This window comes from Nocardia transvalensis NBRC 15921 (genome assembly GCF_000308875.1).
Lineage (GTDB): Bacteria > Actinomycetota > Actinomycetes > Mycobacteriales > Mycobacteriaceae > Nocardia > Nocardia transvalensis.
This window is the reverse complement of record NZ_BAGL01000058.1, coordinates 86,040-99,937: the sequence shown is the minus strand read 5'-3', so window position 1 is coordinate 99,937 and position 13,898 is coordinate 86,040. Positions and strand designations below refer to the sequence as shown.

The 13,898-nt window shown below is 70.0% G+C and carries 14 protein-coding genes; 8 read left to right on the top strand and 6 right to left on the bottom strand.

Annotation, left to right across the window (positions count from 1 at the left end):
* Nucleotides 1–26 precede the first annotated feature (26 nt).
* On the top strand, nt 27–659 hold the full coding sequence (locus ON41_RS19610; protein WP_157185546.1) for a TetR/AcrR family transcriptional regulator: 633 nt from the start codon (nt 27–29) through the stop codon (nt 657–659).
* Between the two features lie 19 nt (nt 660–678).
* Here ON41_RS19610 and ON41_RS19605 read toward each other — a convergent pair whose 3' ends face one another.
* Entirely contained in the window at nt 679–1,464 is a 786-nt protein-coding gene (locus ON41_RS19605; RefSeq protein ID WP_051161934.1) for an ATP-binding protein, read from the bottom strand.
* Nucleotides 1,465–1,809: 345 nt separating this feature from the next.
* Here ON41_RS19605 and ON41_RS19600 point away from each other — a divergent pair, with 345 nt between their 5' ends.
* A complete protein-coding gene (locus tag ON41_RS19600) occupies nt 1,810–2,913 on the top strand; it encodes a hypothetical protein (RefSeq protein WP_040749177.1) in 1,104 nt (367 codons plus the stop codon).
* Nucleotides 2,914–3,129: 216 nt separating this feature from the next.
* Here the strand turns inward: ON41_RS19600 and ON41_RS19595 are convergent, their stop codons facing one another.
* The 5 genes from ON41_RS19595 to ON41_RS19575 all read right to left on the bottom strand — a co-directional run bounded on the left by ON41_RS19595 (nt 3,130) and on the right by ON41_RS19575 (nt 6,655).
* Nucleotides 3,130–4,101: a DUF389 domain-containing protein gene (locus tag ON41_RS19595; protein WP_040749122.1), complete on the bottom strand. Its 972-nt coding sequence runs from the start codon at nt 4,099–4,101 to the stop codon at nt 3,130–3,132.
* A 143-nt stretch (nt 4,102–4,244) separates the two neighbouring features.
* Entirely contained in the window at nt 4,245–4,757 is a 513-nt protein-coding gene (locus ON41_RS19590) for a GNAT family N-acetyltransferase (RefSeq protein ID WP_040749121.1), read from the bottom strand.
* A 70-nt stretch (nt 4,758–4,827) separates the two neighbouring features.
* Nucleotides 4,828–5,499 (bottom strand): TetR/AcrR family transcriptional regulator, encoded by a 672-nt coding sequence (locus ON41_RS19585; protein ID WP_040749120.1) that lies wholly within the window; start codon nt 5,497–5,499, stop codon nt 4,828–4,830.
* 5 nt (nt 5,500–5,504) lie between these two features.
* On the bottom strand, nt 5,505–5,900 hold the full coding sequence (locus tag ON41_RS19580) for a hypothetical protein (RefSeq protein ID WP_040749119.1): 396 nt from the start codon (nt 5,898–5,900) through the stop codon (nt 5,505–5,507).
* Nucleotides 5,901–5,983: 83 nt separating this feature from the next.
* Nucleotides 5,984–6,655: a TetR/AcrR family transcriptional regulator gene (locus ON41_RS19575; RefSeq protein ID WP_040749118.1), complete on the bottom strand. Its 672-nt coding sequence runs from the start codon at nt 6,653–6,655 to the stop codon at nt 5,984–5,986.
* Nucleotides 6,656–6,779: 124 nt separating this feature from the next.
* Between ON41_RS19575 and ON41_RS19570 the strand changes: the two genes are divergently transcribed.
* The 6 genes from ON41_RS19570 (at nt 6,780) to ON41_RS19545 (ending at nt 13,857) form a co-directional block, all read left to right on the top strand.
* Nucleotides 6,780–8,018, top strand: a complete 1,239-nt coding sequence (locus tag ON41_RS19570; protein ID WP_040749117.1) for a cytochrome P450 — start codon at nt 6,780–6,782, stop codon at nt 8,016–8,018.
* A gap of 160 nt (nt 8,019–8,178) precedes the next feature.
* Nucleotides 8,179–10,134, top strand: a complete 1,956-nt coding sequence (locus ON41_RS19565) for a GMC family oxidoreductase (protein ID WP_040749116.1) — start codon at nt 8,179–8,181, stop codon at nt 10,132–10,134.
* Nucleotides 10,135–10,152: 18 nt separating this feature from the next.
* Nucleotides 10,153–12,534, top strand: a complete 2,382-nt coding sequence (locus tag ON41_RS19560; protein WP_246829560.1) for a sensor histidine kinase — start codon at nt 10,153–10,155, stop codon at nt 12,532–12,534.
* Entirely contained in the window at nt 12,512–12,940 is a 429-nt protein-coding gene (locus ON41_RS19555) for a roadblock/LC7 domain-containing protein (RefSeq protein WP_040749115.1), read from the top strand. The genes ON41_RS19560 and ON41_RS19555 overlap by 23 nt, the downstream gene beginning before the upstream one ends.
* Nucleotides 12,924–13,295: a DUF742 domain-containing protein gene (locus tag ON41_RS19550; protein WP_040749114.1), complete on the top strand. Its 372-nt coding sequence runs from the start codon at nt 12,924–12,926 to the stop codon at nt 13,293–13,295. The genes ON41_RS19555 and ON41_RS19550 overlap by 17 nt, the downstream gene beginning before the upstream one ends.
* Complete coding sequence (locus tag ON41_RS19545; protein WP_040749113.1) at nt 13,276–13,857, top strand: GTP-binding protein; 582 nt, start codon at nt 13,276–13,278, stop codon at nt 13,855–13,857. Before ON41_RS19550 ends, ON41_RS19545 begins: the two co-directional genes overlap by 20 nt.
* The last annotated feature ends 41 nt before the right edge of the window (nt 13,858–13,898 follow it).

Sequence of the window (13,898 nt, the reverse complement as noted above, 5' to 3'; positions counted from 1 at the left end):
GTCGGCTGCCGAGGAGGTGGCCGGGCGTGGACGCAGCGATAGCGCAGGCCAGGCGGGAACGTCGGCAGGTGATCATGATCGCGGCGGCGGGGTTGTTCGCTGCCTGCGGGTATCGGGCGGCGGGGATGGAGGAGATCGCCTGTCGCGCCGGGATCAGCAAACCGGTGCTGTACAAGTCGTTTTCGAGCAAGCTGGAACTGTATCTGGCGGTCCTGCACGACGCGGTGCGCGTGCTGGACGAGACGCTCGGCGCCGCGCTCGGCCGGGCCGAGGGCATGGCAGCCATCGTGACGGCGACCGTGGCCGCGGTGTTCGACTTCGCCGACACACATCCCCGTGATGCCGCCCTCCTGGCAGGCGCCGCCGCTGCCGAGGAGCCCTCGGCGCAGCATGTGGCGCACCAGGCCGCCACCCTCTGCGCTCGGACCCTGTCGCAGGCGCTGGCGCCGTATCCGTTGCCCCGGGCGGACCACGGCTGGCTCGTCACCGCCGAGCTAATCGGGATCGCCCAATCGTGCGCGCGAGACTGGGCGATCACCGGCAAAGCGCTGCCCAAACACGAAGCCGTCGCCACCACCGTCGGCCTGTGCTGGAACGGCCTTGCGGGAGTACAACTGTCGCGGACGGAGAAACCCGATCTGCCCGGACCGGCCGGGTAGCGCCTGGTGGGCGGGACGGCTAGGTGTTCCCGCGCGGTGGGGCAGAGGGTGCGCCGGTGGCGTGGTGGGGGCAGGTGATGGTCGCCCAGACCACTTTTCCTCGCGGCCGGCGGGGTGTGCAGCCCCAGGCTCGGGCGATGTGGGCGAGGACGTGCAGGCCGCCGGGACGGCCGTGACCGGGTTCGCGCAGGACGGCCGGGCGCGGGTCGCTGTCGCTGACGGCGACGGTGAGCATTCCGCGGCGTAGTTCGAGCCGCAGTTCGATGTCGGCGTCGGTGTCGGCGTGGATCAGGGCGTTTTCGACGAGTTCGGTGGCTATCAGGCGGGCATCCGCGCCCACGGTGGCCGGTGTCGTCCACTGCCGGCAGATGTCTTCGACGAATCGGCGTGCCCGCCGTCCGCTGGCGGCGGTCAAGGCCAGGTCGAGGGTGGCGCGCCGGCGTTGGGGTTGCTCGGTGAGGCTGTCCGCGGCGGATCGGACGGTGTGGAGTACCGGAACGAACCGGTCGACGGCGCCGGCGCGCAGCCGGGCGCGTTGATCGGCTGACGCCGCAACCACCAGGATCGGGACCGCGGGCCAGGTGCTGACGCGCAGCCAGGCGCCGCTGAAGGCGGTCAGTGCCGGGTCGTCGCCGATGGTCAGGGCATCGATGGGCACGATGACCGCGCGCGGCGCGTCGACGGCGAACTTCACGAGATCGTCGCGGAATCGCCGATAGGTGAGGCTGTTCAGTGTCCCGGCGGGGCGCACGACCGCGCAGCCGTCGAATTCCGTCCGTGTCCAGCCGATCGCGGTGTTGTCCATGAGCCCGCACACCTCCGCATCACCGTTGGAACCGCCGGGACCGGGCCGTGCTGGGCTCCGAGTGTCTCACCGACGTCGAGCCGCAAGTGTTCGACTCGCTAGCGGCGAGCTACCCAGCCGGGCAGACGGTGACACCCCTCTCGCTCCTATCCGGTTTGTGAAACGGTTTCGATGCGTGATGCGACGCTGCCGAGACGGCGGCCGGTCGCTGACCCTGGCAACACGGTGCCGGAATCGTGATTCGCTCGGACGGCGGCGATTAACTCGGCGTCTGCGGGTATGTCCGTGCCGTCACGTGTTTCGATATGCGACCGCAGGACCGTGCCGAGAGATCAGGAGGGCGATGTGCCGGAGGTGACCGTCGGTCTGCTCGCCGACCCGGACCTTCCGGCCCGGCTCGCGCGGCACCTCGTCGAGGACCTGCCCGCGGCGTTGCGGAGCCGGGGCGACGAGTGCGCGTGGCGCGTCGAGTTTCTCGGTGACGCTCTCGGTGACCCGTTCGAGGCGATGCACCCCAGCGACGACTATCTGATCGACAAGGCGCGTAACCATGTCCGCGACACCTCGTGGGATCTGGCACTGTGCCTGACCGACCTGCCGCTGCGCGACGAGCAGGGCGTGGCCGTGGCGACCGTGGACGGCCGTCGCCGCGTAGCGCTGCTGTCGGTTCCCGCGCTGGGCGGCGTCCGGCTGCGGCGGCGGTTGACCGCGCTCGCGGTGGCGGTCGTCGGCGCGCTGCGACCGGGAGACGCTGCGGCGGAGGATATCTCGGGGCGTCTGGAGGGCCGGCTGTCCGGGCGCGCGATGCGCGTCGAGCCCGGCGCCGCGGGGGAGGCGTCGGTGTACCTGGCCCGGCTGTGGGGTGTCGTGACCCTGCTGGCGGGCATGGTGCGCGCGAATCGCCCGTGGCAGTTGATCGTCGGGCTGTCCACGGCGCTGGCGGGGTCGCTGGCCGGCACCGCGTTCGGCGTGCTGTACTCCAGCATCTGGCAGCTCGCCACGGCGCTCGGGGCGCTGCGGCTGGCCGCGGTCACGGTGGCGGCGCTGCTGACGCTGACCGTGTGGATCGTTGTCAGACACAGTCTTTGGGAACGGCGGGCGCCCGGCTCGGTCCACTCGCGCGATCCGGATCTCTCGCTCCGCAATCTCGGGACCCTCGCGACGGTCGCCGTCGGTGCGGTCACCTTCTTCGGCGTGCTGTACGCGCTGGCGCTGGGCGCGGTCGCGCTCACCATCCCGCCCGGCTACCTGGCCACGGTCCTGGCGCGCCCGGCCGATGTACGCGACTACCTGACGATCGCGCTCATGGCGACGGTGCTCGGCACCATCGCGGGCGCGGTGGGCTCGGGCCTCGAGAACGACACGACCGTGCGCAAGGCCGCCTACGGGAACCGTGACCTGGAACGCCGCCGCCGCGCAGAACACATGCGGCGCGCCTCGGACCCCTGAGGGACGGGCCGTTTCGCGGGCCCGTGCCCGGGTAGGGCGTGGAGTACCCGATTCCCCGTTCGAGGTGTCGTTGTCCCACAACACCGTTCCGTCCTCCGCGGTGACCGCGTTCGGTTCCCGGCGAGCGACGAGACCGCGGTTGAGCGGCCCCCGCCTCACCCCGGCAGGGTGAACGCCGCGGTCGGTGCACGGTCCGGCCGGGCCGAGATCCACCGGCTATCGATCGGGCAGGACCCGGCCGCCGACGGTGTGCACGACGACCACGCGAGGATCCCACGGCACGAGATCGTCGACCACGCGTTGCAGATCCGCGAGTGGCGGCAGATCGTCCGCGGCGAGCACCGACACGGTGGCGGTGTCGCTGTGCAGGGACACGTCCGTCACCTCCGCTCCCGGGTAGTCGCGCAGCCAGTCGCGGGCGGCGTCGGCGATCTGCGCCGCCCACAGCGTGGTCAGGGAATTGACCGTCATCGGCACCGCCACCAGCACGAGGGCCGCGGCCAGCGCGAGGTAGGCGCGCCCGCGCCGCGCCCCGGCGGTGTGTGCCTCCCGGCCGTATCCCGCCGCCACCAGCATCGCGGTCGTCGTGATGATCATCGCCACGACATTGGACGCGAACAGCACGAACGCGCCCAGTGCCAGCGCCGGTGCGCCGGACCCGAGGCATACGCCGACCACGCCCAGCGGCGGCACCAGCGAGATCGCGATGGCCACGCCGGGCAGGACGTCGCCCACGTCGCGGCGAGTGATCGCGACGGCGGCGACCACACCGGTCGCCAGTGCGGCGGTGAGGTCCATGAGTTTCGGCGACGTCCGCCCCGTCACCTGCGAATTCGACAGCACGTCAACAGGATTCGGCAGCACCTGCGCGAACAGGAACCCCAGACCCACCACCAGCAGGATGCCGGCCAGCACCAGCGACGCACTGCGCCCGATCAGCCGGCCGTCCGTGGTCGCGATGCCCAATCCGACCCCGAGGATCGGCACCGACAGGGGCGCCACGATCATCGCGCCGATCACCGTCGCGGTCGAATCACCCACCACTCCGGAAATCGCGATCACCGCCGACAGCACCAGCATGATCCAGAACGCCGACCTCTTCGCCGACGTGTCACCCGCCGCCAGATCGAGCCGATCGGTCAGCTCGGCGAGCGACCGTCGCTGACCCGAAGGAAGCAGATGCTGCATGGCACAGCTCCCTTCCAGCTGCTCCGGTCGCGGACGAAGGCCCACCGGCATTGTGCGCGCCACCGTCGTCACCGGAGATCACCCGCGGAAGGTGATCTCCAGGGGGTACCGGTACGCCCGGGCCAGGTCGTAGGTCGGGAACGCTAGGGGATTGGCAAGTCGATGCGCATGCACGCTCGGGGCCAGCGGTCCAGGCCGTGTTCGGCTTCCGCCTGGCGTATCTCGCGCAGTCGCGGGGTTTCCTCGTCGGGACGTAGGTAGCGGAAGCCGAGCTTTTCGTAGTAGGGGCCGTTCCAGGGGACATCGGTGAAGGTCGTCAGCGTCAGGGCGGGCAGCCCGGTCGCGCAGGCCCAGGACATCGCGTGTTCGATGAGGGCCTGGCCGATGCGGTTGCCGGCGTGATCCGGGCGAACCGATACCTGGTCCACGTGGCCGTTGCCGTCGACTTCGCTGACCAGGATGAATGCCACGGGGACATCCGTTTCGCCGACGTATACCCAGGCCCGCCCGGCTGTCTGGAACTCGGCGAAAAGCTCCGAGGACGGTGGTTCGTCCTCGGCGACGGCCGTCATGCCGATCTCGGCGAAACCGGCACCCGCGGCACGTTCGATATCACGTAGGACAGGCAAGTCGAGTTCGTTCGCGATCCGGATCACGGAAACCTCCTTCGGCCATCGTGGTCGTGATCGGCCGAGTCGTCCAACGTTTTTCGACGAGGGTGGCCGGTCAGTTGCCGAGGTCCTCGATGAGGTCCAGGGCGGGGTAGAGGACGGGGCGCAGGGGGCGGAGCCTCGACAGTGCCACGACGCGTTCTACGAGCGGGGCGACCCGGCGGATCAGCAGCCGGGTGCGTTCCTGGCCGGGGCTGCGGTCGTGGACCCAGAACAGGACGATGCCCATGTGGGCCAGCCACAGCAGATTCGGCAGCTCGGCCAACAGCCGCTTGTCGCCTTTGACATCGGCGCCGACCACCAAGTCGCACATGATGGCGGTGGAGGTCTCCCGGGCGGGACGGCTCTCGTCGCTGAACGGGCTGAGCGGGCTGGTGGGCTCGGCGGCGATGGCGAAGAATTTGCCGCCGAACTCGTGGTAGGGGGCGGCGACGTCGACGAAGGCCAGTTCCATCGCCTGCCAGCGGGCGGCGAGGGAGTCGCCGCGGGGAGTATCTTCGACCCGCTGCTGGTGCAGGGCCTGGATCTGCTGGTAGAAGCCCTGGACCAGATGTTCCTTGGAGGCGAAGTAGTAGTAGGCGTTGCCGACGCTGACACCCGCTTCGCCCGCGATCGCGCGCATGGTGGTCTTCGTATAGCCGTTCTGCTCGAACAGGCGCAGGGCGGCGTCGATGATCTGCCGGCGAGTTTCCTCGCCGCGCACGGTCGCGGGCTCGGGGCGGGGCATGCGGCTCAGGCTAGCTGGGTGGCGGCCGGGACCAGCGGGACGGCGGCCTGCTTCTCCTGGTGCCTGCTGCGGCGGATCTTGTTCAGCGCGATCAGGTTCGCGAAGTGCATGCCGCCGAGGACGAGCAGCACCATCCCGAGTTTCATGGCGAGCTCCTCGATCGCGACCCGCGCGTCGCCGACCGGGCCGCTGATGCGCAGGGCCAGCGCCACGAAGCCCGCGTTGACGAGCCAGAACCCGATGACCAGCAGATGATTCACGGCCTCGGCGAGGTCGGTGTCCCCGTTCATGACATCCACCAGAAACCGCGCGCCGGTCCGATGCAGGGTCCGGGCCACCCAGAACGTCACCGCCAAGCTGACGGTCGCGTAGGTCGCGTATGTGACGACGACGAGATTCATTGTCCCAGCTCCTTGCTTATTTGAACGTGTTCAACTCTGAGGCTAGAGCGTTTCTTGAACATGTTCAAGTGGAGGAGTCGGGGTCAGGAGATCGTGCTGCGGACGGGTGCGCGCCACAGCCCGGCGATGCCGTCGGTGAGGTCCTCGCCGACCTCACGCCAGTTCACCCGCCCGCGCCGGCCCCGCGCGGCGAGTTCGCCCTCGATTTCGGCGCAGCTGTGCATGAGCAGGTTGCGGGTCATCACGGTGCGCTGGTGGCGGACGCGTCTACTCAGGTCGGGTACGCAGCCGACGATGCCGTCCATCGTGCGGGCCAGCAGCGGTGAGGTCATGGCGTCGGCGGTTACGACCTCGCGGTATCCGGGATCGGCCATGGCCTGCGCCGCGAATCGGGCGTACCAGCTCGGATTGCCCAGGTCGGCAAGGTGATCGGTGAGCGGGCGCACCAGCAGGCCGACCCAGTCGCGCAGCTCGCCCGAATCCGTGATCTCGGCGAACAGCCGGGCGCGCACCTCCTCGATCGGCGCCCGATGCTTGTGCTCGATCGCGCGGAGCAGGTCGCTGCGGCTGCCGAAGTGGTAGTTCGCCGCGGCGTTGTTGCCCTGCCCGGCCGCCGCGCTGATCTGCCGATTCGACACCCCCGACAAGCCCTGCTCGGCGAACAACCGCTCCGCGGCGGCCAGCAGCGCCTCGCGCGTCACGCTCGATCTGTCGCCCCCCGAGGCCCGTGGCAAAGTCATGCGCCCAGTCAACACGCCTTCCCTCGACGAATCAATCGGTTGATTTAAACCTGGCTCACAGACGCACGTGCAGTGAACTTCATCCGCCGAAATAAATCAACCGATTGATTTAAATGAGCGAAGGGTGTCCACTGGGAAGATGGCTGACGACAAGGCCACCTCGGACGTGGCCACTCACGACATCCCGGACTTCCCGATGCCGCGGGCGGCCGGGTGCCCGTTCTCGCCGCCGCCGCGGGTGCTCGCGCTCAACACGGTGAAACAGCTGAGCAGGGTGCGTATCTGGGACGGCAGCACGCCGTGGCTCATCACCGGGTACGACGCGATCCGGGCGCTGTTCACCGATCCCCGGGTGAGCGTCGACGACCGGCTGCCGGGATATCCGCACTGGAACGAAGGCATGCTGGCGACGGTGCATCAGCGTCCGCGATCGGTGTTCACCTCGGACGGCGAGGAGCACAACAGATTTCGCCGGATGCTGACCAAACCGTTCGCGTTCAAACGGGTCGAGGCGCTGCGCCCGGCGGTGCGGCGGATCACCGACGAGCACATCGACGCGATCCTGGCCGGGCCGCGACCGGCCGACCTGGTGGAGGCGCTGTCGCTGCCGGTCCCCTCGCTGGTGATCAGCGAAATGCTGGGCGTGCCCTACGAAGACGCCGAATTCTTCCAGGAGCAGGCCGCCCGGGGCATGAACCGGTACGCCACCGCCGAGGAATCGGCGCAGGGGGCGGGGACGCTGGCGAAGTACCTGGCCCAGCTCGTGCGCACGAAACTCGAGCACCCCGGAGAGGACCTGGTCTCGGATCTCGCCGAACGCGTCGGAGCCGGCGAGATCAGCGTGCGCGAGGCCGCGCAACTGGCCACGGGCGTGCTGATCGCGGGGCACGAGACGACCGCGAACCAGCTCAGCCTCAGCGTGGTGGCGTTGCTGGAGCATCCCGATCAGCTGGCGCTCCTGCGCGACGCGGACGATCCGAAGGAGATCGCGACCGCGATCGAGGAACTGCTGCGCTACCTGAGCATCATCCAGACCGGACAGCGCCGCATCGCCGTCGAGGATATCGAGGTCGCCGGGGAGACCATCCGCGCGAGCGAAGGCATCATTCTCGATGTCGCACCGGCGAATTGGGACGCCCGCCGCTTCCCCGAGCCCGACGAGCTGGACCTGCGGCGCCAGGACGGACCGCACGTCGGGTTCGGTTACGGACGTCACCAGTGCGTCGGGCAGCAGCTCGCCCGCATGGAGTTGCAGATCGCGCTGCCCGCCCTGCTGCGCCGCATCCCGACCCTGCGCCTCGCGGTTCCCGCGGACGAGCTTCCGTACAAACACGATGCCCTGGCCTACGGGCTCTACGAATTGCCGGTCACCTGGTGATCCGCTGACGGACCTCGGTGCCGGCTACCCCGGCAAGTCGTCCCATGTTCTCAGTGCTTTCCCCTTGCGTATGCCGCATATCAGCGATGGTGCTCGATTAAGTTAGCGAACGTTCTTGCTGTGTGGTAGAACTCACCAGGCTGAGACGAAGGGGATTCGCATGGAGCCAACGGCTAGGCAGCGCGCGGCGCTCGGGATCATCTGTGACACGTTCGCCCCGGGGGACGGGCTGGCGCTGCCGTCGGCGACCGAACTCGGCGCCGTCGACACCGTGCTCCGGATGATCGCCCGCAATCCGCGCGTGGCCGAGACCAAGCAGCTGGGAATGCTGTTGAGCCTGTGGGACTCCCGGATGTTCGGGTTGCTCACCGGCAGCGGTCCGCGGCGGTTCTCGGCGCTGTCGCAGGCCGAGCGCGAACAGGCGCTGCTGCGCCTCGGCGATTCCGGGCTCGCGGCGAAACGCACGCTCTTCCAGGCGCTGAAGTCGGCGGCCCTGCTCGCCTACAACGTGACCCCGGGACCGTCCGGGGCGAATCCGCTGTGGAAACAGATGGGCTATCCGACTCCGCCGGGCCCGCTCGCGTCCGCCCCGGCGCCGGCCCTGACCCCGCTGCGGCCGACGGAGCCGACGACCCTGACGTGCGATGTGGTCGTCGTCGGGTCGGGCGCCGGTGGCGGCACCGCCGCGGCGGTGCTGGCCGGGGCCGGGCTGGATGTCGTCGTACTCGAGCGCGGAAACTATTACGACGACCGCGATTTCGGCACCGGCGAACTGGACGGGCTGCTACACCTGTACGCCCCCGGGCCCCAGGCCACGGCGGAGGGACAGCTGACGCTCGCCGCGGGCACCTGCCTGGGCGGCGGGACCGTCGTCAACTGGAGTACGTCGCTGCCCACCCCCGACTCCGTCCGCGCGGAATGGGCCGACCTGGGCGTTCCCCAGTTCACCGGAGGCGAATTCGACGAGGCCCTGGCCACCGTGCGGCAGCGGCTCGGCGTGACCCTCGACCACTCGCCCCTGTCGGCCCGCGACGCGATCCTCGAACGCGGCGCCACCGCCCTCGGCTGGGATGTGGATTCGCTGCCGCGCAACGTCTCCGACGCCTGCGATGCCGGCGCCGACTGCGGCAGCTGCGGCTACGGGTGCCGTCTCGGCGCCAAGCGGTCGGTGACCAAGACCTGGCTGCACGACGCCGCGGGCCTCGGCGCCCGGCTGGTGGTCGACGCGAACGTCCGCGCCGTCGATGTGCGAAACGGCCGCGCCCAAGGGGTTTCGGCCCGCACCTCGACCGGCGTCCCGATCGAGGTCCGCGCCCGCGCCGTCGTCGTCGCGGCGGGCGCGATCCAGACACCGGCCCTGCTGCGGCGATCGGGCCTGCGCAACAAGAACATCGGCCGCTACCTGCGCCTGCATCCCGCCGCGGCGGTGTACGGGGTGTTCGAGGAGGAGATCCGGCCGTGGGAGGGCGGGTTGCAGGCCCGCATCTGCCGTCAGCACGCGAATCTCGACGGCAACGGCTACGGCGTCATCTACGAGACCGGCCCGGTCCAGCCCGGCCTGGCCGTCGGATTCATGAACTGGCGCGGCGCCGCCGCCCATCGCGCCACCATGCTCGATCTCGCGCACACCGGCGTGGTCGGCATCATCACCCGCGACCGCGACCACGGGTCCGTCTCGGTCGACCGCAGCGGCGAACCGGTCGTCGACTACCGGCTGTCCGACCACGACCGCGCCCATCTACGAGCCGGAATCGGCGGTGCGGCACAGATTCTCGAAGCCGCGGGTGCCCGGCGAATCTTCTCCGGACACCAGTCGGGCGCGTCCTACGAGCCCGGCGCCCGCGGCTCGCACGCCGATTTCGTCGCGGCCTGCGACGCCGCCGGATACGGTCCCGGCCAGTGCTCCATGGCGGCCCTGCACATCATGGGCTCGGCGCGGATGGGCGGTTCGCGGGACATGTCGGCGACCGATCCGGACGGGGCGGCCTGGGAGGTGCCCAATCTCGTCGTCGCCGACGGCTCGTGCTTCCCCACCTCCTCCGGCGTCAACCCGATGGTGACCATCGAGGCCATCGCGTATATGAACGCGAAACGTCTCGCCGCGAGCCTGATCTGAGCGACGGGCGTTCGAACTGTGAACAGGAATCTCCGCGAGCTGTTCGGCTCGGGTCGCGACAATGTGCGCGGCCGGTTGGGTGTCCGGGCCCGCCTGCTGGTCATCGTCCTCGTCTCCAGCATCGCGCTGCTGACCATCGGCGTCGGCGCCGCGGCCTATCTGGTCAACACCGGCCGGGAAGCGCGCCGCTGGGCCGAATTGGCCAGCAGTACAACGGAACCCGCCATTCTCATGGTGACCGCCTTCGAGCAGGAACGCCGGATGTCGCTGCTGCACCTGGCGGGCGACGCGGCGGCCACCGGCGCCCTGGCCGATGCACGCCGGCGCTCGGACGAGGCGCTCGCGGCCGTGATGGCCAAGGGCGACGCGGCGCGGGAGATGAATCCGAACGGATCCGCCGCCGATATCGAGGGCTACAACAAGCTGTTCCGCGCGGTCCCGGCGCTGCGCGGCGGCATCGACGCGCACCAGGCGCCGCCGGAGGAGGTGTTCGGCTTCTTCGGGAAGGTCATCGACACCATCATCGCGGCCTCGATGCTCGCCGCCCGGGTCGCGCCGGATGCCGGGATCGCCATCGAACTGGGGTACGGCGTCGAACCGCTGCGCGCCGCGGAGGCGCTGTCGAAGGCTGACACCATGGGATCGGTGGCGCTGACCGTCGGCGAGCTGTCATCTCAGCAACTGACCGAATTCACCCGCCACGCAGGCGAATTCCGTGCGCAGGTGGCGTATTCGGCCACCGTCCTGAAGGGGCGTCGGCTGGCGCAGCTGACCGCCCTGACGGACAGCCCGGCCTGGCGTCAGGTACTGGCGATGCAGGACGCGCTGGAACTGCGTGGCCCCGTTCCGGCCGACGGGGACGCCACCGCGAAGACGACCGCGGCGCGCCGGTCGTCGCCGGACGCGCTGCCGATGACGGCTGCCGACTATCAGAGCGCGTCGGCGGAGGTGGGCTCGGCGCTGCTGAGACTCTGGCAGGACCAGAGCAACGACGCGCACGTCACCGCCCGGGCCGAGGGCGACGACCGGGCGACCCGGTCGCTGCTGGGCGGCGCGGCGGTGCTGCTGATCACGGTCGGCGCGTTCGTCGCGGCCCTTCTGCTCGCCAACCGCTTCGTGCGGCGCATGCGCCGGTTGCGCGCCGATACGCTCGACGCCGCCGATCGCCGTCTGCCCGCCATCATGCGCAAACTCGGCGACGGGGAGCGGGTCGACATCGACGACGAGGTGTCGCGCCTCGACTTCGGCACCGACGAACTCGGGCAGGTCGCCGACGCGTTCAACCGCGCGCACGTCGCCGCCGTCTCCGCCGCGGCCGCCGAGGCCACGACCCGGGCCGGGGTGAACGCCGTCTTCCTCAATATCGCCCACCGCAGCCAGGTCGTCGTGCATCGCCAGCTCGCGCTGCTCGACCGGGCCGAGCGCACGATCGAGGACGCCGACCAGCTCGAATTGCTGTTCCAGCTCGACCATCTCGCGACTCGTGCCCGGCGCAACGCCGAGAACCTGATCATCCTCGGCGGGGAGCGGCCGGGACGGCGGTGGCGCAATCCGGTGCCGCTGCTCGACCTGATCCGCGGCGCGGTCGCGGAAAGCCTGGACTACAAGCGCATTCAGACCGGCCACGCGCCCGACGTGCGGATCGCGAGCAATGCCGTGGCCGATACGATCCACCTGCTCGCCGAGCTGATGGACAACGCGACCTCGTTCTCCCCGCCGCAGTCGCGCGTCGAGGTGTCCGGGACCGTGGTCGGCAAGGGCGTGGTCGTGGAGATTGTCGATCAGGGACTCGGCATGAGCGAGGCGGATATCGCCGAACGCAATGCGATGCTGGCCGATCCGCCCGACTTCAGCGTCGCCGCGCTCTCCGGCGATACCCGGCTCGGACTGTTCGTGGTCGCGACACTGTCCACGCGCCACGGGATCGCGGTGCGGTTGTCGGAGTCCGTCTACGGCGGGATCCGCGCGGTCGTGCTGATCCCGTCCGTGCTGATCGAGGCGGAGGCGGTGCGCGACGAGGTTCCCTCCGCCCCAAGGGAACCCGAGCCGATACCGGAAGCGAACGATGTGCCCGCCGGGGCGGACCTCGCGCCCGCGCCGCCGGTGTCGCATCGATCGGCGTGGTTCACCTCGTCGTCCGACGTGGACGAGCCGCCGGCGGCGCGGAACACCGACGAGCGACCGGTGCTGCCGCGCCGCAGCCGGATCGCTCCGGCGGAACCGGCCGAGCGCGCGGCCCCGCCGCCGCGCCGCGGCCGTACCTCCGCGCAGGCGCGCGATCTCATGAGCGCGATCGAGAGCGGCACCCGGCAGGGACGGCAGGTGCGCGCGGAGTTCCCCGCCGCCACAACAGAATCCACCCGACGAGAAGGCGATGATGACCACTTCCGACCGCACTAGTCTCGGATGGCTGCTCGACGACCTGATCCGGGCGCTGCCCGGCGTCGAGTACGCGGTGGTGCTGTCCACCGACGGCCTGCTGCTCGGTCGCTCCGCCGAGATCGAGCGGGACGACGCCGAGCGGTTCTGCGCCATGGCCTCGGCGTTCCACAGCCTGGCCCGCAGCGCCGGACATCATTTCGCCGCCGGCGGCGTCTGCCAGACGGTGGTGGAACTCGACCGCGCCGTCCTGTTCATCACCGCGGCCGGTGACAATGCCTGCCTGGCGTTGCTGACGTCGGAGACGGCGAATATGGGCATGGTGGCCTACGAGATGAACCAGACGGTCCAGCGCGTGGGCGTCCACCTGTCCGTCGATCCGCGCCCGCATCCGGCCGACTCGAGAACCCATGAGTCACCAGCGTGAGTCCTGGTTCGACGACGAGGCCGGCCCGCTGGTCCGCCTCTACGCCGTCACGCGCGGCCGCGGCGGCGGTGCGCGGCCCGAGCTGAATCTGCTCACGCTGGTGGTGGACGCGGGTCGCGGCCCCTCGGGCCACACCGAACCCGAATACGCCACGATCCTGCGGCTGTGCCGCACACCGCAGTCGGTGGCCGAGATCTCGGCACAGCTCCGCCTGCCGGTCGCGGTGACCAAGATCCTCGTCGGCGACCTGGTCGACGAGGGCCGCCTCCTGTTCCGTTCCCCACCCTCCACCGGTACCGGCAGCCCCGATATCGGCCTACTGCAAGCGGTTCTGAATGGCATACGCGCACTCTGAGACCCTGGCCGCCTCGGTGAAGATTCTCGTCGCCGGTGGCTTCGGCGTCGGCAAGACGACCCTGGTGTCGTCGATCAGCGAGATCACGCCACTGCACACCGAGGAGTCGATCACCGCCCTGAGCGCCGGTGTCGACGATATGACCGGCGTCGAGGCCAAGACCACGACGACGGTCGCGCTGGACTTCGGCCGGATCACCATCGACCGGGACCTGATCCTGTATCTGTTCGGCACGCCCGGACAGGACCGCTTCTGGTTCCTGTGGGACGAACTGGTCTCCGGCGCGCTGGGCGCCGTGGTCCTCGCCGACACCCGCCGCCTCGACGGCTCGTTCTCCGCGATCGACTTCTTCGAACGCCGGGGCCTGGCGTTCGCCGTCGGTGTGAACTGTTTCGACGGCGCGCCGCGGTACACCCCCGACGAGGTCCGCGACGCCTTGGACCTGGATCCGCACGTCCCCGTCCGGCTGTGCGACGCGCGAAACCGCGAGTCCTGCAAGCAGATCCTGACCACCCTGGTCGAGTACCTCATCGCCCGGGCCGGGGCCGTGGCCCGGTCGTGACGGGCGCGGGGTAGTTTCTCCCAGCGAATTCACAGCCGGGG